Genomic DNA, 18,486 nt, shown 5'->3' on the forward strand with positions numbered 1-18,486 from the left:
ACCGGCGCCGACGACGCGGGCGGCCTGCTCGCGCTGGCCGTGCTGGCGCTCGTGGCCGGCGCCGCGGCCGTCACGGGCCGCCGGGTCGCGGCACGACGCGCGCCGGTGCCCGCGCGCGTGACCCCCCGCCGGTAGGGCCCGGCCCCGTCAGCCCTCCGCGGCCAGCGGCAGCCGGCGCACGCACGCGAACCGGCGCGCCGACCCGTCCACCGGGTCGGTGAACGCCACCTCCGCCGCGAGCAGCTGGAGCGGCCGGGAGAAGTCGTCGACCGGCACGTCCAGCACCTCGGGGTACAGCGGGTCGCCGACGATCGGGATGCCGAGCCCCAGCAGGTGCACCCGGAGCTGGTGCGTCCGGCCGGTGCGCGGCGTCAGCCGGTAGACGCCCCGCCCGTCCACCTCGGACTCGAGCTCGACCAGGGTCTCGGCGTTCGGCGGCGCGCCGGGCACCACCTCCGCCTGCCACCGGCCGCGCTCCTTGCGCAGGTGGTCGCGCACCACGACGGGCAGCGCGAGGTCCGGCCGCAGCGGCGCCAGGGCGCGGTAGGTCTTGGCGACGGCGCGGTGCTCGAACAGCGTCTGGTAGGCGCCGCGCCACCGCCGCTCGGTGCTGAGCAGCAGCAGGCCGGACGTCACGCGGTCCAGCCGGTGCAGCGGCGACAGCTCCGGCAGGCCGAGCTCCTCGCGCAGCCGCACCACCACGCTCTCGCGCACGTGCCGGCCCCGGGGGATCGAGGACAGGAACGGGGGCTTGTCGACCACCACCAGGCGCTCGTCCCGGTGCACGACGTGGACGGCGCCCGGAACCGGCGGCTCGTCCCGCAGCTCCCGGTGGAACCACACGAACCGGTGCGGCGCGTACGGGTCGTCCGAGCGCACGGGCCGGCCGTCCTCGCCGACGAACGCCCCCGAGGCCAGCATCCCGGGCACGTCGACGTGCTCGGGCAGGCGGTCGCGCAGCCAGGCGCCCATCGTCGGCCACGGGTCCACCCGGTCGCGCGCGCGGTCCGGGGTGCGGACCCACGCCGCCCCCAGGCCGTGGCGCGGGGGCAGGGGCGAGCGGGGCGGCACCCGGTGATGGTACGAGGCCGCCCGCCGCGCCGGACGCTCAGAACTCCTGGAGCTCCAGCAGGTTGTCCGTCCACGCGCCGTCCGCCCACGTCCGCAGGTGCGCGGCCCCGAAGGCCGGGTGCACCGTCGTGACGCGCACCGAGGACGGGCCCTGCCCGACGTAGGCGTGGCCGCCCTCGGTGTCGATCCACTTCACCACGGCGGCGCGGGGGCTCACGCCGTGGTCGTTGTCCTCCAGGCTGGTCCACTGCACATCGGTGATGTGCTCGTGGTCCCGGACCCCGTCGGACAGGCGGATGTGGGTGATGCGGATGCTCATGGCGCGTTCTCCTCGACCACCGGCTGGGGCGCGACGCTGCGCCCTGGCCCAGCGTCCCGCCGCCCGCACGGCACCCGGAAGGGACTTCAGTCCGTGGCCGGGCGCGCGGGCGGTGCCGGCGGCAGCGGGTACCGGCGGCGCAGCACGCGGCGCTGGACGTACGTCCACGCGACCGTCACGAGCAGGTACAGGCCGGCCGCGAGCGGCACCACGCACGCGACCACGGCCGTCGTCAGCGGGAGCATCCCGAGAAGCCGCTGCGCGCCGGGTCCGGCGAGCGGTCCCGCGGGCGTGCCCGCCCCGGTCTCGGGTGCCGGCGGCGCCAGCGGCCCCCCGGGTCGCGCCGCCCGCCGGCTGAGCTCACCCACCGCCGCGACGGCCGCGACGACGGCGCCGAGGACGAGCAGGGTCGCCGCCGACGCGCCACCACCGCCCAGGACGCCCACGAGGCTCGACCCGAGCGGCACGCCGGCCAGCGTCTCGCCCAGCAGGGCGTTCGGGTGCCCGGCGAGCCGCGGGTGGACGAACACCGCGTAGATCACGCCGACCACCGGCGCCTGGAGGAGCACCGGCAGGCACCCGGCGAACGGCGTCGTGCCCTCGTCGGCGTAGAGCTGCAGCGTCGCGGCCTGGAGCTTCTCGGGCTGGTGGCGGTGCCGCCGCCGGAGCTCCGCGAGCCGGGGCGCGAGACGGGCCCGGGTCAGCTCCGCGCGCGCCTGCGAGACGCCGACGGGGACGAGCGCGGCGCGCACGAGCAGGGTCACGAGCACGACGGCGGCGGCCGCGGCACCGCTGCCGGCGAGGGGTTCGAGCAGGTGGGTCAGGCCCATGAGGGCGCGGTAGGCCGCGTCGAGCACGGCGGCGACGGGGGGCAGGGAGAGCAGGTCCATGGTGGGTCCTCGGTCGTGACGGGCGGGTACGCGTCCGCCGACCGACCCGTGCGCGCGGGCGACCGGTCACCGCGCGCTGCGCGGTGTCGGGTGGAGAGGGCCTCGGGACGGGTGGGTCAGCCGAGGAGCAGGCCGGGTGCCCGGGGACGGGGCCGCCCCGGGGCGTCGGGGTCGCTCTGCGCCGTGGAGGGCCCGGCGTCGGCCGTCGCGCGGACGTGCCCGGCGGGGACCGCGGCGACGTCGAGCACCAGGCCGCGCAGCCCGCGGGCCAGCAGCGCCGTCGCGACCGCGACCGCGAGGGTGGTGGCACCGGCGAGCACCAACGTGCTCGTCAGCGTGCCCGCCCCGAGGAGGAGCGCCAGCGACACCACGGCGTCGCGCAGCAGCTCGACGACGGGCAGGGCGTCTCCCACCGGGGTTCCTCTCGTCCGGAGGTGCTGGTGCGGCCAGGGTAGTACCGGTCGCCCGAAGCACATGCGACCTCATCGCCTACGGCGCCTACCAGCGTCACCGCTCCGCACATCCGGAGGTCTGGGGGACGAGGACCACCGTCGTGCCCGACGCCATCCGCGCCTACATGACCACACGCAGCCACTGGCTCCCCTGCACCGACGCCCACGGGGTGGTCTGGCTGGGCTGACACGCAAGAACCCCCGGCCGGGGCCGGGGGTCCGCGAGGTGCAAGACCCCGTGGGTGGCCACGAAGGTCACATAGGGCCTTGCGTCCGTCATCGTACACACGCGTGCCCGGGGTCCGTCACGGGGGACCCCGGGCACGCGCCGCGCCGCGTCCGGCGCGGGTCGGTGACCGCCGGGCCTCAGCGCGGCTCGCGCAGCGGGGCGGGCGGCAGCGGCTCGCGGGCGCCGCCCGGCGTGTCCTGGTACCAGTACGCCGTCGTGCAGACGTCGTCCGCCCGCTCGAACAGGCGTCCGCCGCGGTCGCCGATCTGCTGGAGCGTGACGCGCAGCCCGGTGGCGAACCGGATCGGGTCGGGCAGGTGCCAGCGGTACATGCCGTGGCTCGGCGGCATCGTCGTGTCGTACGGCGAGTGCGCGGTGCCGTCCTCGACGATCCGCTGGTGGTAGCCGAGGTACGCCGAGCTGAACGTCTGCGCGCGGGGCACGGGGACCGCGCCGAGGTGGTCCTGGAACGCCCACGCGCCGCCGACGTAGTCCTCGACGCCGGTGCCGCAGATGGTCGGCAGGTCGGTGTCGTCGTCGACGAAGAACTTCATCTCGCCCTCGCCCCACCAGAACCGCTCGAGGGCGGTGACGCCGATGTAGGTGCCGACGTACGCCCCGCGGCCGGTCACCCCGTCGAGCACGACGTGGTCGGTGCCGCGCGGCGCGGCGGGGTCGGAGCGCCGCCAGGCGGCGTGCAGGTAGCCGACGTCGTCGCCCAGGTCGTCGTCCAGCGAGTACGAGATCTCGTAGAACACGTACGGGATGTCCCCGGCGTGCTGGTTGACGAGCTCGATGCGCGCCCGCCGCCGGAACGGCATCGGCAGGTAGCAGTTGAACCCGCCGTTCGGTGCGACGACCACGGCCTCGGACGTCATGACGGACGCCGTGGCGAACCCGCTGCAGAAGAAGTCCCCGAACGGCACCTCGACGGCCGGCTCCTCCGCGTCGTCCCACGTCATGCGGAGCACGAGGTCCCGCAGCACGTACGGCCCCGCCTCGGTGTCGCGTGGCAGCGTGAACCACAGGTGCCGGATGACGCCGGGCCCCTCGATGTCCGCGATGGTCAGCGCCTCGCCGGCCGGCACCGGCACGCACGGCCGGCCCTTGCGACCCGGCCCGAGCGCGGAGGCGGCCGAGCCGCCGGCGCCCGGGGCACCGGTGGGGTTCTCGGCGCTCAGCGACCGGGTCCGGGTCCCGTCGAGGACGGCGTAGGCGGGCGTGGCGAGGGGCACGGCGGAGCTCCTGGGGGTCGGGGACGGGACGGGCGCGGTCACTTCACGGCCCCGGCGGTGACGCCGCGGGTGAGGGTCCGCTGGAACAGGACGAAGAAGACGAGCGTCGGCAGCAGCGACAGCAGGGACGCCGCGGCGAGCTGGGTGACGTCGAGGGTGTTCTGGCCCTTGAGGGCCGCCAGCGCGATCGGGATGGTCTGCGCCTTCGGCGTGATGAGCATGATCATCGGGATGAAGAACTCGTTCCACGTCCAGACGAAGAAGAACACCAGCAGCACCGACATGGTCGGGCGCATGATCGGCGTGACGATGCGGGTCAGCAGCACCCAGCGGTTGGCGCCGTCGACGCGGGCGGCCTCGAGCATCTCGTGCGGGAACGTCCCGAGCACCGAGCTCAGCAGGTAGGTGCCGAAGGCGGCCTGCAGCACCACGAAGATGATGACGACCGACCAGACCGAGTTCTGCAGCCCGACCGCCTGCGCGCCGGAGAAGAGCGGGTAGATCAGGGCCTCCTGCGGCAGGATCGTCGCGAGCAGCAGCACGAACACCACCCACGTGCGGCCGCGCACCCGCCCGATGCCGAGGGCGTACGCGCTGAGCATGGCGAGGACGACCCCGCCGACCGCGACGACGCCCGCGATGAGCACGGAGTTCGCGAGCAGCTGCGGGTAGTCGACGCTCGACAGGTAGCGCTCGAACGCCGACAGGGTCCACTCCTGCGGCAGCGCGAGCGGGCCGCGGCGCGAGTAGTCCGCGCCGGTCTTGAACGCGTTCGTGACCAGCAGGTAGAACGGCAGCAGCATCCCCACGCCGACGACCACGGCGAGCAGCAGCACCAGCCAGCGCTGCCCGAGCAGGGCGACGGACAGGCGGCGGTCGCGGGACCGGCGGCGGCGCCCGTCCCGGCGCCGGGCGGGGTCGGGCCGGCGCACCGGGGCGGCGGCGGTGGTCGTCGTCATCGGTCGGCCTCCACGGATCGCGCCTGCCAGAAGATGAGGCCCCCGGCGACGAGGCCGATCACCACGGCGAGCACCGTGGCGGACGCGGCGCCATAGCCGACGCGGGACAGCTCGAAGAAGTTCCGGTAGGAGAAGAACGACGGCACGTAGGTCGAGCTCTCCGGACCGCCCCTGGTGAGGATGAGCACGGGGGCGAACAGCTTCATCGCGCCGATCGTGGCGGTGAGCACCACCACGTAGATGTCGGTGCGGATGTGCGGCACGGTGATCGCGCGGAACCGGCGCCACCAGCCGGCGCCGTCGAGCTCCGCCGCCTCGTACAGCTCCGGATCGACCCGCTGGAGCGCCGACATGAGCACCACGACCGGGTAGCCGATCTGCAGCCAGACCAGCATGAGCATGATCGACCAGAGCGCGATGCCGGGGTCGCCGAGCCAGTCGGGGAGCGTCGTGACGCCGAGCGAGCGCAGCACCGAGTTGAGGGCGCCGTCGCGGGTCTCGAGGATCCAGCTCCAGAGCACGCCTGCCACGGCGATGGGCAGGATCTGCGGCAGGTAGTACGCCGCCCGCAGCACCGACGCCGCCCGGGCCCCGAAGCTGCGCCCGATGTGGTCGAACAGCAGCGCCGCGAGCACGAGGCCGATCACGGTGGGCACCACGGCGACAGCGCCGATGAGGTAGAGCGTGTTGCCGAACGAGCGCCAGAACACGTCGTCCTGCATGAGCTCGCGGTAGTTCTCGAACCCGACCCAGGTGCGCGGGGCGGCGCCGCCCTTCCAGCTGAAGAGGCTGTACCAGACGTTCACGGCGAACGGGACGAGGACGACCAGGCCGAACCCGACGCCCATCGGCAGCAGGTAGGCCCAGTAGCTGACGGGTCGCCGCGGCCGGTGGACCGGTGCGGGGCGGGGCCGCGCGCGCGGCGGGGTGGTGGCTGTCATGCGTGTCTCCCGGAGTGGGGGCCCGGGCCGGCGTCGTGCCGGCCCGGGCCGTGCGCGTGGCGCGGGCGGGTCAGGAGTCCTTGCCGGAGTCGTAGAAGTCCTGGAGCCCGGCCAGGAAGCCCGCGGCGTCCGTCGACCCGTTCGTCATGCCCTGCAGCCCGCTCATCTGGAAGTCGAGCAGGCCGGGCACCGGGTAGTCCGGGTAGAACGACAGGGCGTCGGCGGCCTTGATGGCGTCGAACTGCTCGTTCATGTCCCGCATGCGCGGGTCCTCGATCGCGGCGGTGTCACCGGCGACGGGGATGCCGCCCTGCGCGGCGATCTCGTTCTGCACCTCGGGGGACAGGGTCGTGGCGATCCAGTCGTACGCGAGGTCCTTGTGCTGGGAGCTCGCCGGGACGCCCCACAGGTGGCCGGACGCGCCGGCGTTGAGCGCCGCCCCCGGGAACGTGAACGTGCCCCACTCGAAGTCGGCCTCCTCGGCGACCCGGGAGAACGACCAGGTGCCGTTGGCCATGAAGGGGAACTCCCCGGCGATGAACGCCCGCTCCATCTCGTCGGCCTTGATCCCGGCGAGCTGCGTGCCGAGGTAGCCCTTCTCGATCCACTCCTGGAGCCGCTCGGTGCCGGACGCGAACGCCCCGGACGTCACGTCGGGCTCGCCCTGCAGGAAGATGAAGTCGTCGATCTCCTGCCGGTCGGCGTCGCCCGAGACGAGCTGCCACCAGGTCTGGAGCACGGCGTGCTCGCCGGCGTTGCTGGAGACGGGCGTGACGCCGTCCGCGAGGAACGCGTCGAACATGTCCTCGAGCTCGGCCATCGTCTGCGGCGGGGCGTCGAAGCCGTGCTCCGCCAGCAGGTCCGCGTTGTAGTAGAAGGTGAAGAACGACGCGATGTTCGGGACGCCGTACCAGTCGCCGGAGCCGGCGTGGCCGTTCTCGTCGTACTTCGCGAGCGCCGCGACCGAGCCCGTGATGGTGTCGTCCCAGCCGTTCTCCTCGACCACGTCGGTGAGCGGGTCGAGCAGGCCCTGCGCGGCGAGCTGGCCGCCGTCGGCGTTGCCGGTGTTGAACTGCATCACGTCGGGCACGTCGTCCCCGGTGAGCAGGATCTTCGCGTTGGAGCGGATGGAGTCGAAGCTCGTGGACGCGAGCTCGACGTCGACGTCGGGGTGCGCCTCCTGGAACATCTCGAGCGCGAGCTGCCACCCCTTGTACTGCGCGGTGGACGTCGTCTCGTACTGCAGGATCGTGAAGGTCGAGTCGTCGCCGCCCGATCCCCCGCCGCAGGCGGCGAGCGCGCCACCTGCCAGGACCGCCACGGCCGCGCCGGCCACCCGGAGCCTCGTTCGTGTCACAGCTTCCTCCCACGTCGTCGCTGACTGTGTGCCGTGCCACCGCCCGCCGTGACCCGGGTTGCAGCGGTGGTAACGCTACCTCGCGACCTGCGGGGCGTCTAGCAGGAACGTCGCCCGCGGCACGTTGCGGTTTGGTAACGTGACCTCCGACCAGCGAGGGAGCAGCGGTGACGACGATCAAGGACGTGGCGCGCCTGGCCGGCGTGAGCCCCATGACGGCCTCGCGCGTCGTGAACGGCACCGGCAACGTCGGCGCCGACGCCGCGGCCCGCGTCCAGCAGGCCGTCGCCGCCCTGGGCTACACCCGCAACCACGCCGCCTCCACCCTCCGGCGCCGCGGCGGCCCCACGTGGACCGTCGGGCTGGTCATCGAGAACGTCGCCAACCCGTTCCAGGCCCAGCTCCACCGCGAGATCGAGGACGCCGTGCGGGAGCGCGGGTCGCTGGTGCTCGCCGCCAGCACCGACGAGGACCCCCAGCGGATGGCGGACCTGGTGCAGGAGCTCCGGTCCCGGCAGGTCGACGGCCTGGTGGTCGCCCCGCCGCCCGGCGACCAGTCGTACCTCGCCGTCGCGCGCCGCCAGGGCATCCCCGTCGTGCTGGTCGACCGGCCCGCGGACGGCATCGCCGCGCCCGCCGTGCTGTCCGACGGCCGCGGCGGCACGCACCAGGCCGTGTCCCACCTCGTCGCCCACGGCCACCGGCGCATCGCGTACGTCACCGACCTGCGCTCCGCCACCATGCGCGAGCGGCACGCCGGGTTCCTCGACGGGCTGCGGGAGCACGGGATCCCCGCCGACCCGGCCCTCGTGCGCACCGACGTCGAGACCCCCGAGGCCGCGTCCGCCACGGTGCTGGAGCTGCTCGCCCTGCCCGACCCCCCGACCGCGGTGGTCACGGGCCGCGACGGCACCACGATCGGCGCCGTCCGCGCCCTGCACCGCGCCGGCGTCCAGCACCGCGTCGCCCTGGTCGGGTTCGACGACGTCGAGCTCGCCGACCTCGTCGAGCCGGGGCTGACCGTGGTCGCGCAGGACCCGGTGGCCGTCGGCCGCAGCGCCGCGCGGCTGCTGCTGGACCAGCTCGCCCGGCCGGACGCCGTGCTCGAGGGCGTGCGGCTGCGCACGACGCTGATCCCCCGGGGCTCCGGGGAGATCCCCGCGCCCTGACGCGCGCCGGCACGGAGGTCCTCCGCCGCGGCGCCCCCGGACGGTCCGCCGTTCACCCGCCCGCCCGGAGCCGCCACCCGGACGCGGGTGCCCGCCACCCGGGTGCAGCAGGACCGAGGTCCCGATCCGGTCGCCGACCAGGCCGAACCCGTCAGCAGGCCCCGGCGGCGGTCGATGCACCAGGCATCCCGCTCGCAGAGGAGAAGGTCATGCGCGTGTTCCGTCGTCAGGCCGCCGCCGACGGCGTCGCCCCCCTCGTCGCCCGCATCGGGGCCCAGGCGGTGCTCGACGCGCTGCCGGCCCCGCTGATCGTCGCGGACGACAGCGGCACCATCGTCCAGCGCAACCGCGCCGGCGACGTGCTCGCGCAGCGGATCGTCGCCCAGCACGGGAAGCACGTCATGGAGGCGCTGCGCGTCCGGCTCGCCGAGACCATCCGGGACTGCCGGCAGTTCCCCGTCACCACCATCACCTCGGTGCCGGTCGGGTCGGGGTCGGTGGAGCTCCGCGTCGTCCTCGACCGGCTGCCGGAGGGCTTCGTCGGCGTGTGGGACGACGTCACCGACCAGCACGTGCAGCGGCGCACCACCGTGGAGGTCGCCGACGAGCTCACCGGGTCGGCGTCGACGCTCACCGCGCTCGCCCAGCGGCTGGCCGACGACGCCGACGGGGTGTCCGGCCGTGCCGCGTCGGTGGCCGCCGCGTCCGAGCAGATGTCGGCCAGCATCCACGAGATCGCGTCGGGCTCCACGGCCGCGTCCGCCGGGACGGCCCGGGCGGTCGAGTCGGCGTCCACCGCGAGCGACCGCCTGGCGGCGCTCACCGAGGTCGTCGAGCGCATCGGCACCGTCAGCCGCCTCATCATGTCCATCGCCGAGCAGACGCACCTGCTGGCGCTCAACGCGACCATCGAGGCGGCCCGGGCCGGCGAGTCGGGCCGGGGCTTCGCGGTGGTGGCCGGCGAGGTGAAGTCGCTCGCCGACCGCACGCACGAGGCGACCGACGAGATCACGGGCATGGTCGACGCCATCACCGAGACCACCGCGCACGCCACCCAGGCCATCGGCGAGATCGTCACGCAGATCGAGGACGTCCGGGAGCGGCAGGCCGGCATCGCGGCCGCCGTGCAGGAGCAGTCGGCGGTCGCCGACGGCATGAGCCGGGACGTCGGCAGCGTCGCGGAGGCCGCCGCGGCCACGGCGCGCGCGGTCGACGGGCTGCGGTCCTCGGCGGACTTCGTCTCCGGGCGGGCGACGCGGCTCGAGGAGCTGTTCCAGGCCTGAGCGCGCGCGCCGGGCACGACCGGCGCGCCGCCTAGGCTCGCGGCAGGTGCCGGCACGCGCCCGGTGGAGGAGAGGGGGCCCGCGGTGGTGAGGATGAGCGACGTCGCGCGCCGCGCCGGGGTCTCGGTCAAGACGGTCTCGAACGTCGTCAACGACTTCCCCTACGTGCGGGAGACCACCCGGCGCCGTGTCGAGGAGGCCATCGCCGAGCTGGGCTACGAGGTGAACGAGACCGCCCGCAGCCTGCGCAAGGGGCGCACGGGGCTCATCGCGCTGGCGGTGCCGGAGCTCTCGCAGCCGTACTTCGCCCAGCTCGCGGACGACATCCTGGCGGCGGCCCGCGCGTGCGGGCTGCACGTGCTCATCGACCCGACCGGGTTCTCCCGCGAGGCCGAGCTCGCCGCGCTCGACAACCCCCGCCGGCACGTCGTCGACGGCCTGCTGTTCAGCCCCGTGGCGCTCGACCCCGCGGACACCGGGCTGGTGGAGGTCGACTACCCCCTGGTGCTGCTCGGCGAGCAGCTGTTCTCCCCCGCGGTGGACCACGTGACGATGCGCAACCGGGAGGGCGCGCGCGCCGCCACCGAGCTGCTGCTGCGCCACGGCCGCCGCCGGATCGCCGTGCTCGGCGCCCCGCACGAGGGCGCGCGCGGCACGTCGACGCTCCGGTACGAGGGGTACGTGGAGGCGTTGCGGGAGGCGGGCATCGAGGTCGACCCGCGCCTCGTGGCGTGGACGGACGACGGCTGGCACCGGCCGAACGGGGCCGTGGCGATCTCCGGGGTGCTGGGCACCGGCGTGCGGCCCGACGGCGTCGTGGCGTTCAACGACGCGCTGGCCATCGGCGCCATGCACGAGCTCCAGGTCCGCGGTCTCCGGGTCCCGGACGACGTCGCTGTCGTCGGGTTCGACGACACCGAGGACGCGGGCTACACGACGCCGTCGCTGACCTCCGTGGACGGCGGCCGGTCCGAGATCGCCCGCGTCGCCGTGACGCTGCTCGCGCAGCGGATCGCCGGGCGGGGGCCGGCGGATCCGGTGCTGCACCACGCCGACCTGCGCGTCGTGGAGCGCGACAGCACGCCGCGGGGCTGAGGAACCCGCACCCTTGACGGCGCGCCGGGGGCCGCGCCAAGATCCCGACAACGTTCTACATCGTCGTGGGACGTCGTCCGCTTCCTGCTTTACATCGGTGTAAGGCGCGTGAGGTTACATCGATGTAATCGCGGCGGACCAGGGGTGCGACCCGTTCGCGGGCCGCGCGTGGACCGAGAAGAGGAAATCAATGGTGATGACTCGACACGGACGGGCACCGGCGTCACGCTGGCTCGCCCTCGCGACCGCCGCGGCGGCCGTGGGAGCGGGGCTCGTCGCAGCACCGGCGGCCACCGCCGCGGACGCCGGACCGGCGCCCGACCCGTGGGTCTCGTTCGCCGACGGGTACTACCAGTTCACGGTGCCGCAGGCCACGGCCAAGAGCATCGCGGGCAGCACGCTCACCGGCTTGGAGCTGCAGGGCAACATCGGCCCGTCGGGGACGTGGTCGAACCTGGCCCTCGACGGCAGCGGCAGCAACTACGCCGCCCGGCTCGGGCCGCTGTCCCCCGGCCTGTACTACTACCAGTACACCGCCACGATGCCGGACCGCTCGAAGGTCTCCTTCAAGGAGCCCACCAGCCCGGTCGCCGTCACGTCGGAGCCGACGTGGAACACGCTGTTCGTGCCCGGCGACTCCGTCGCGTGGATGGCGGACGTCCAGGCCGGCGGCGGCAGCCTCGAGACGATGACGTACCCGAGCGCCGTCACCGGGCAGGACCGCTCCGCGTTGGTGTGGACGCCGCCCGGCTACGACGAGGACCGCGCGGAGCCGTACCCCGTGATGTACCTGCTGGCGGACGACGGGCAGAGCGCCGCCGAGTGGTCCGAGCTCGGTCGCGCGGGCCAGGTGCTCGACAACCTCGCCGCGGCGGGCGAGCTCGAGCCGATGGTCGTCGTCATGGGCGACGTCGACGTCGCCGACCCGCACGCCGAGCTGGTCGACAACCTCGCCGTCGCGGCCCGCGCGGACTACCACGTCGCGCAGGACGGGAGCGGGCAGGCCGTCGCCGGCATCGGCGAGGGCGCCGCGACGGCGCTCGGCACGCTCGTGTCCGACCCCGGCGCGTTCGAGGCGGTCGGGTCGTTCTCCGGCCACTTCGACGGGTCGATCAACCAGCCGACCGCGGCGGCCGTCAACGCCGGGACGGACCTGCTGCGGGTGTACGTGGGCAACGTCCTCGACCCCGCCTACAACCCGACCTACCAGCTCCTGCAGAAGCTGCGGGCCGCGGGTGTCGACCACGAGTTCGACGGCGTGAACCCCGAGTCCGGGGCCACCTGGGACTCGTGGCGCGAGGACCTGCGGGACTTCGCGTCCCGGGCGTTCCGCGGGTCGGACGGCGCCGCGACGCCGGGCCACCGCACCCTCGACGCCCCGTACACGGCGCCGGCCGCCGGGTCGATCACGACCCCGCACGTCGACGCCGACGGCATCGTCACGTTCGAGACGGGCACCCAGTGGGCGACCGCCAAGGACGTCACCGTGTGGGCCAACTGGGCGCCGAACGGCGCGTGGTTCCGGGTGCCGATGACGAAGGTCGGCGACCGGTGGCGCCTGTCGGCCGGGCCGCTCGACGGGTACTACTACTACCGCTACGTCGTCGACGGGGTCGACCAGAAGGACCCGGCCGACACCACGACGCCGCTCACCGGCGTGAGCCCGCTGTTCGTGCCGGGCGAGACGGACCAGATGCTCGCCGACGTGCCCGAGGGCGAGGGCGGCACCATCTCGACGCTCAGCTACCAGAGCTCCGTGGCGAACGAGGAGCGCAAGGCGCTCGTCTGGACGCCGCCGGGCTACGACGCCACGCGGGACGAGCCCTACCCGGTGCTCTACCTCAACCACGGCTCGGGCCAGAGCTACGGCGACTGGGTGGAGACCGGCCGCGCCAAGCAGATCCTCGACAACCACTACCGCAACGGTGACATCGTCCCGATGGTCGTGGTGATGGGGAACGGCAACGTCTCCGACTTCCAGGCGGAGCTGTTCGACAACCTCATGCCCGCCGCGCGGGACGCGTACCGGATCTCGAGCGACCCGTCGCAGCAGGCGATCGCCGGCCTGTCCATGGGCGCGATGAACACCCTGAACACCTGGCTGACCCGGCCGGGCGAGTTCGCGTACGTCGGGGCGTTCTCCGGGTTCCTGTTCAGCTACCCCACCACGGACGCCGCGGCCATCAACGCCGGGACGAAGCTGGCACGCATCTACACCGGTGACGTCAGCGACTTCACCTACAGCTTCACGATGAGCCTGGTGGACACGCTGGAGCAGCGGGGCATCGAGCACGAGTTCGCCGGCGTCACGGTCGGGCCCCACGGGTTCGACACCTGGGCGCAGAACCTCGTGGACTTCCTGCCGCGGATCTTCAAGCCGGACACGGCCCAGGGCATCCCGGTGGAGGCCACGGTGCCGCAGCCGGAGAACGGCGTGCTCGCGCTGTCGGTGGCGGACTACGGCCGGGCCGTGACGCTCTCCAAGGCCCAGAACCTCGGCGACCGGCTCCGCTCCACGGGCGCCCTGCCGCAGGTGACGGTGTCCGACTCCCGCTCCAACGCCCAGGCCGGTGCCTCCGGCTGGGCCGTCACCGGGCAGGCGTACACCTTCACGTCGGGGTCCGTCTCCGTCGGCGCCGACCACCTCGGGTGGTCGCCGCGGCTGTCGACCGCCCGGGCGGGCCTGCAGGCCGGCGCGGCGGTCGCCACGTCGATGGGCTCGGGACCGGGCCTGGACACCCCCGCGACGCTCGCCTCGGCGACGGCGCAGGGCCGGTTCGGGTCGGCCGACGTCGACGCGGGGCTCGTGCTCGAGCTCCCCGTCGACACCACCCCGGGCACGTACGCCGGGACCCTGACCCTCTCGCTGTTCCCGGTGGACTGACACCGGGGACCTGACCCGCGGGGGTGGCCGGCCGGACCCGTTGCCCGGCCGGCCACCCCCGCCGACGAGGACCCATGCGCTTCTCCCCGCTCCGCACGACCACCCGCGCGGCCCTCGTGCTGCTGCCCGCCGCCGCCGTGGCCCTGGGCGCGCCCGCGGCCGCCGCGGCACCCCGCGCCACCGACGACGACGCTCCCGCCGGGACCGTGACGTGGGCGCTGGCGCCCGCCGACGCGGACGGTGCCGACGGCCGCATCTCCCTGCGCCACGACCTCGACCCCGGCTCCGCCGCCGACGACCACGTGCTGCTCAGCAACTTCAGCGCCGAGCCCACGACGTTCGTGCTGTACGCGGGCGACGGCGTGGTGGGGGACGGCGGCGCGTTCGACATCGCCACCGGCGAGCCCGAGGACGGCGGCTCGTGGGTCGCGCTCGGCCCCGTCGGCGAGGCCCGGGCCGACCCCGACGGGCGGCTCGCCCTGGAGCTGCCGCCCGAGTCCAGCGTCGTCGTCCCGGTGCACGTCGCGGTGCCGGACGACGCCACCCCGGGCGACCACCCCGCCGGCGTGGTCGCGGAGCTCGCCCCGGACGGCGACGCGGTGGAGGTCGCCTCCCGCGTCGGCGTCCGCCTGCATCTGCGCGTCACCGGCGACGTCGCCGCCGACCTCGCCGTGCGGGACGTGCGGGCGACGTGGGTGCCGTCCTGGAACCCGCTCGCCCGCGGGCACGTCCACGTCACCTACGCGGTCGGGAACGCCGGCAACGTCCGCCTCGGCGCGACGTCGACCGCCACCGCCACCGGGCTGCTCGGGCTGGGCACCGCCTCGCGCGAGACCGCGCAGCGCGAGCTCCTGCCGGGGGACTCCGCGCGGGTCGAGGTCGACCTGCCCGCGTGGCCGACCCTGCGCACCGGCGTCGAGGTGTCCGCACTGCCGGGCGCGGTGGGCGAGGACTCGCTCGACGCGCCGCTGCGCGAGGCCGTCGCGACCGCCACCGCGTGGACGGTGCCGTGGTCGCAGCTCGCGCTCCTGCTGCTGCTCGTCGGCGTGCCGGTGGCGCTCCGTCGCGTGCGGCGCCGCTCCGCCGCGCGGGTCCAGGCGCGCATCGACGCGGCGGTCGCCCGCGCCCGGGCCGAGGCCGTGACCGAGCCCGTGACCGATCCCGCCCCCGCCCCTGTTCCCGCACCCGAGCCCGGTCCCGCCCCCGAGCCCGGTCCGAAGCCGTCGAGAGTGCAGTAGGTGCGGGGTTCGCGGCCCGGAAACCCGCACCTGCTGCACTCTCGACGGCGACCGAGCAGGATCGGGCGGGCTCGGGCGGGCGTCAGGCGCGGCGGCGCGCGACCAGGGCCCGGGCGACCTCGCGGGCGAGCGCGGTCCCGTGGCCCGGGTCCCGCAGGCGCATCGCGAGGTCGCCCGAGACGACCAGCAGCAGCTCCTCGGCGAGCGCCGCGGCGTCCGGGCCGACGACCGGCTCCGCGAGCGCGGTGAGCCGGGACCGCAGCGTCTCGGTGTCCGTGCGCACCGCGGCGGCGACCTCGGCCGACTCGTCGGCGTGCTCCGCGGCCGCCCCGAGGAACGCGCACCACCGCGCGCCGCGCGGGCCGGAGCGGAACGCGTCGAGGGCGTCGAACACCGCGAGCAGCCGGCCCTCGTCGTCGGGCTGCCGCTCGACGCACGCGTCCCACGTCGCGACCCAGTCGCGGTGCCGGCGGTCGAGCGCGGCGGCCACCAGCGCCTCCTTGGTGGGGTAGCCGCGATACAGCGTCGCGGCCGACGCCCCGGCGCGGGCGAGGACGGCGTCGACGGGCGTGGCGGCGATGCCGCGGGAGAAGAACAGCTCCTCCGCCGCGTCGAGCAGCCGGGCTTCGGTGGTGGCGCGCACCGCCCCAGCCTATGCTCAAGAAGTGAAACGTACGTTTTCGTTTCGGCCTCCGCCGCTTCCGCCCCTCGCCCGCCGGGCCGCGCTGCTCGCCGCCGGCACCGGGCTGATCGCCGCGACCTACGGCCTGACCCGGCTCGCCTACGGGCTCGTGCTGCCCGACGTCCAGGCGGAGCTGACGCTGGACGACGCCGCCGCCGGCCGGGCCGCGCTCGGTGCGTCGCTCGCGTACTGCCTCGCCGCCGTGACCGGGTTCGTGGCGGCCGGCTCCCACCGGCAGGCGCTCGTCGCGGCGGCGGCGATGACCGCCGGCGCGGGGGCCGCGGGGATGGCGCTGGCGCCCACGGCCGGGTGGTTCGCGGCGGCGGCGGTGCTCAGCTCGGCCGGCGCGGGGTTCGCCTCCCCCGCGCTGGTGCAGGTCGTGGCGGGCCACGTCCCCCCGGCCGCCGCCGACCGCGCGCAGGCCGTCGTCAACGCCGGCACCGGGCCGGGGCTGGTGGCAGCGGGCGTGCTCGCGCTGGTCGTGCTGCCGGACTGGCGGCTGGCGTGGGGCGTGGTCGCCGTCGTGACGGCCGCCGCCGGGGCGCTCGTGCTCGCGCTCGACCGCGGGGACGAGCGCTCCGACCGCGCGCCCCGGGACGGCCCCGGGCGCGCCGAGGGCGCCGAGGGCGCCGCCCGTGCGACGTCGGGCGACGAAGCGGCGAGCGCCCACGCCCGCCCGGCAGGCGGCACCGCCCCGGCGAGGCGCCTCGTCTCCGCCCTGCCGCCCGCCGCCTGGTTCGCCGCCCACCGCCGCCTGCTCGTCGCCGCCCTGCTGCTCGGGGCCGGCTCGGCCGCGGTCTGGACGTACGGCCGGTCCCTGCTGGTCGAGGCCGGCGCGGGACCCACCGCCTCGGTCGCGGCGTGGATCGCCGTCGGGGCGGGCGGCGCGGCGGTCATCGGGACCGCCCGCCCGCTCACGGCCGCCGGACCGCGCACCGCGTGGGGGGTGACGGTGCTCGCGGTCGCCGCCGCCACGGCCGCGTTCGCCCTCGTGCCGGGCGCCACCGGCCCGGCCCTCGCCGCCGCCGCGGTCTTCGGCTGGGGCTACACCGCCGCGACGGGCGCCCTCATCGCGTGGACCGTCCGGCTCGACCCCGGCCGGGCACCCTCCGGGACGTCGATGCTGTTCGTCGTGCTGGTGCTCGGCCAGGGCGCGGGCTCGGCGGCCGCCGGTGCGCTCGTCGGCGGGTGGGGCCTGCGGCCGACGTTCCTCGCGGCCGCCGTCGTCGTCGCCGGGGCCGCCCTCGTCACCCGGCGGGCGGGAGACGAGGGCGCGGCGGCGGGCCGTTCCGCGCAAGGCGTCAGGCGTCGAGCACGAGCTCCGCGAGCGGGCCGTCCGGCAGCACCAGCTCGCAGAACGTGACCCGCCCGTCGGCGGTGAACACCTCCACCACGCTGCCGTCCACCACCACGCGCAGCGCGACCGGGCCGTCGCCGGGCACCGGTGCCACCGCCGGCGCGGTGAAGTGCGGGTCGAGCTCCGCGGCTGGCGCCGGGCGCGTCAGGACGAGCCCCTCGGCGTCGAGCGCCAGCGTCAGGACCGCGGCCCCGGTCTCGTCCCGCACCGCCACGCGCCCGCCCCGCGGCAGCACCACCTCCACGACCGCCGGCCCCTCCAGCGGGACGGCGCTCGGCGCGGGACCGACGGCGTGCAGCGGTGCGTCGGCGGGCAGCACCGGCCGCTGGACCAGCACCGCCTCGCCGTCCACCCGCACCAGGGCGAGCTCCCGCGCCAGCGACATCGAGGAGCGCCACGGCGCCGTCGGCACCTCCCGGGCGTACTGCCACGACGACGCCCACCCGATCGTCAGCGCCCGGCCGTCCGGCGCGTCGCTCCACGCCACCGCGGCGTAGTAGTCGTGGCCGTGGTCGAGCCAGCGCGGCTCACCGTCCCGCAGCGGCGCCGGGGTGAACGTCGTGCCGTCGAAGTCGCCCACCAGGTACTGCATGCCGGAGCCCCCGGTGGCGCCGCCCGGGTTGAGCGACAGCAGCAGCACCCACGCCCGCTCGCTGGGGGCGCCACCCTCGACCGGGACCTGGAGCAGCGCCGGGCACTCCCAGACGCCGCCGACCGCGCCGACCGGGCCGACGTGCGAGGCGAGCGCCCAGTCGCGCAGGTCCGGCGAGGTGTAGAGCGCGACGCGCTGCCGGTCGGCCTCCACGACGGCCATGACCCAGCTGTCGCCGTACCGCAGCACGTAGGGGTCGCGGAACTCGGCCGACCCGATGTCGAGCACCGGGTTGCCCTCGAACCGGGTGAACGTCCGGCCGCCGTCCCCCGACCACGCCAGCGCCTGCGACTGGTTGCCCGGCCGGGCCGCGGTCCACACGGCGACCAGCGCGCCCGCGCCGAAGCCCGCCGTGCCCCCGTGGTCGACCACCGCGGAGCCGGAGAACACCATCTCGCCGTCCTGCGCCGGGATCGCGGTGCCGTGCTCGGTCCAGTGCACGAGGTCCGCCGACGTGGCGTGGCCCCAGGAGATGTCGCCCCAGGTCGTCCCGTGCGGGTTGGTCTGGAAGAACAGGTGGTAGACGCCGTCGGCGTGCACCAGGCCGTTCGGGTCGTTCAGCCAGCGGTCGGCGGTCGTGAAGTGCCAGGCGGGCCGCAGGTGCGGCGTCGGTGCCGGCTGCGGTTCGGCGTCCGTGACGGCCGTGTCGCCGGCGGCGGGGAGCATCGTCATG

16 protein-coding genes are annotated in these 18,486 nt (G+C 75.4%); 6 read left to right on the forward strand and 10 right to left on the reverse strand.

Translation table 11 applies throughout. The annotated features are described in order from the left end of the window. Positions 1–147: 147 nt before the first annotated feature. From AAHH18_RS06290 to AAHH18_RS06325, 8 genes are all read right to left on the reverse strand, one after another. Positions 148–1,071 (reverse strand): pseudouridine synthase, encoded by a 924-nt coding sequence (locus tag AAHH18_RS06290; RefSeq protein ID WP_343300987.1) that lies wholly within the window; start codon positions 1,069–1,071, stop codon positions 148–150. 37 nt (positions 1,072–1,108) lie between these two features. Further along, entirely contained in the window at positions 1,109–1,390 is a 282-nt protein-coding gene (locus AAHH18_RS06295; RefSeq protein WP_222171018.1) for a DUF3892 domain-containing protein, read from the reverse strand. Between the two features lie 86 nt (positions 1,391–1,476). Continuing rightward, positions 1,477–2,280, reverse strand: coding sequence for a membrane protein insertase YidC (gene yidC, locus AAHH18_RS06300; protein ID WP_343300988.1), 804 nt, complete (start codon positions 2,278–2,280; stop codon positions 1,477–1,479). Between the two features lie 116 nt (positions 2,281–2,396). Continuing rightward, positions 2,397–2,693 (reverse strand): DUF6412 domain-containing protein, encoded by a 297-nt coding sequence (locus tag AAHH18_RS06305; protein WP_283318564.1) that lies wholly within the window; start codon positions 2,691–2,693, stop codon positions 2,397–2,399. A gap of 405 nt (positions 2,694–3,098) precedes the next feature. Continuing rightward, positions 3,099–4,196: a glycoside hydrolase family 172 protein gene (locus AAHH18_RS06310; RefSeq protein WP_343300989.1), complete on the reverse strand. Its 1,098-nt coding sequence runs from the start codon at positions 4,194–4,196 to the stop codon at positions 3,099–3,101. Between the two features lie 38 nt (positions 4,197–4,234). Further along, complete coding sequence (locus tag AAHH18_RS06315) at positions 4,235–5,155, reverse strand: carbohydrate ABC transporter permease (protein WP_283318568.1); 921 nt, start codon at positions 5,153–5,155, stop codon at positions 4,235–4,237. After that, on the reverse strand, positions 5,152–6,096 hold the full coding sequence (locus tag AAHH18_RS06320; protein WP_343300990.1) for a carbohydrate ABC transporter permease: 945 nt from the start codon (positions 6,094–6,096) through the stop codon (positions 5,152–5,154). The genes AAHH18_RS06315 and AAHH18_RS06320 overlap by 4 nt, the downstream gene beginning before the upstream one ends. Positions 6,097–6,166: 70 nt before the next feature. After that, positions 6,167–7,453: an ABC transporter substrate-binding protein gene (locus AAHH18_RS06325; protein ID WP_343300991.1), complete on the reverse strand. Its 1,287-nt coding sequence runs from the start codon at positions 7,451–7,453 to the stop codon at positions 6,167–6,169. Between the two features lie 167 nt (positions 7,454–7,620). Here AAHH18_RS06325 and AAHH18_RS06330 point away from each other — a divergent pair, with 167 nt between their 5' ends. The 5 genes from AAHH18_RS06330 (at position 7,621) to AAHH18_RS06350 (ending at position 15,122) form a co-directional block, all read left to right on the forward strand. After that, positions 7,621–8,622, forward strand: coding sequence for a LacI family DNA-binding transcriptional regulator (locus tag AAHH18_RS06330; RefSeq protein ID WP_283318571.1), 1,002 nt, complete (start codon positions 7,621–7,623; stop codon positions 8,620–8,622). A gap of 215 nt (positions 8,623–8,837) precedes the next feature. Further along, positions 8,838–9,905, forward strand: a complete 1,068-nt coding sequence (locus AAHH18_RS06335) for a methyl-accepting chemotaxis protein (protein ID WP_343300992.1) — start codon at positions 8,838–8,840, stop codon at positions 9,903–9,905. Between the two features lie 93 nt (positions 9,906–9,998). Then, positions 9,999–11,000, forward strand: a complete 1,002-nt coding sequence (locus AAHH18_RS06340) for a LacI family DNA-binding transcriptional regulator (RefSeq protein ID WP_343300993.1) — start codon at positions 9,999–10,001, stop codon at positions 10,998–11,000. A gap of 196 nt (positions 11,001–11,196) precedes the next feature. Beyond that, positions 11,197–13,884 (forward strand): alpha/beta hydrolase, encoded by a 2,688-nt coding sequence (locus AAHH18_RS06345; RefSeq protein ID WP_343300994.1) that lies wholly within the window; start codon positions 11,197–11,199, stop codon positions 13,882–13,884. Positions 13,885–13,958: 74 nt separating this feature from the next. Further along, positions 13,959–15,122: a hypothetical protein gene (locus AAHH18_RS06350; protein ID WP_343300995.1), complete on the forward strand. Its 1,164-nt coding sequence runs from the start codon at positions 13,959–13,961 to the stop codon at positions 15,120–15,122. A gap of 82 nt (positions 15,123–15,204) precedes the next feature. On the opposite strand, the gene AAHH18_RS06355 is transcribed toward AAHH18_RS06350, so the two are convergent. Further along, positions 15,205–15,765 carry a TetR/AcrR family transcriptional regulator gene (locus tag AAHH18_RS06355; protein ID WP_343300996.1) on the reverse strand — a complete coding sequence of 187 codons (561 nt, stop codon included), beginning with the start codon at positions 15,763–15,765 and terminating at the stop codon, positions 15,205–15,207. Between the two features lie 22 nt (positions 15,766–15,787). Between AAHH18_RS06355 and AAHH18_RS06360 the strand changes: the two genes are divergently transcribed. Further along, on the forward strand, positions 15,788–17,167 hold the full coding sequence (locus AAHH18_RS06360; protein ID WP_343300997.1) for an MFS transporter: 1,380 nt from the start codon (positions 15,788–15,790) through the stop codon (positions 17,165–17,167). Here the strand turns inward: AAHH18_RS06360 and AAHH18_RS06365 are convergent. After that, on the reverse strand, positions 17,106–18,485 hold the full coding sequence (locus tag AAHH18_RS06365; protein ID WP_343300998.1) for a glycoside hydrolase family 32 protein: 1,380 nt from the start codon (positions 18,483–18,485) through the stop codon (positions 17,106–17,108). The genes AAHH18_RS06360 and AAHH18_RS06365 overlap by 62 nt on opposite strands. Between the last annotated feature and the right edge of the window lies 1 nt (position 18,486).

Source organism: Cellulomonas olei, assembly GCF_039548315.1.
In the GTDB taxonomy this organism is placed as follows: domain Bacteria; phylum Actinomycetota; class Actinomycetes; order Actinomycetales; family Cellulomonadaceae; genus Cellulomonas.

Excerpts from the sequence above, each read along its gene's own strand:
- AAHH18_RS06340 (WP_343300993.1), top strand. The coding sequence starts at position 9,999 with ATGAGCGACGTCGCGCGCCGCGCCGGGGTCTCGGTCAAGACGGTCTCG.
- AAHH18_RS06295 (WP_222171018.1), bottom strand. The coding sequence starts at position 1,390 with ATGAGCATCCGCATCACCCACATCCGCCTGTCCGACGGGGTCCGGGAC.
- AAHH18_RS06350 (WP_343300995.1), top strand. The coding sequence starts at position 13,959 with ATGCGCTTCTCCCCGCTCCGCACGACCACCCGCGCGGCCCTCGTGCTG.
- AAHH18_RS06345 (WP_343300994.1), top strand. The coding sequence starts at position 11,197 with ATGACTCGACACGGACGGGCACCGGCGTCACGCTGGCTCGCCCTCGCG.
- AAHH18_RS06315 (WP_283318568.1), bottom strand. The coding sequence starts at position 5,155 with ATGACGACGACCACCGCCGCCGCCCCGGTGCGCCGGCCCGACCCCGCC.
- AAHH18_RS06320 (WP_343300990.1), bottom strand. The coding sequence starts at position 6,096 with ATGACAGCCACCACCCCGCCGCGCGCGCGGCCCCGCCCCGCACCGGTC.
- yidC (WP_343300988.1), bottom strand. The coding sequence starts at position 2,280 with ATGGACCTGCTCTCCCTGCCCCCCGTCGCCGCCGTGCTCGACGCGGCC.
- AAHH18_RS06365 (WP_343300998.1), bottom strand. The coding sequence starts at position 18,485 with ATGACGATGCTCCCCGCCGCCGGCGACACGGCCGTCACGGACGCCGAA.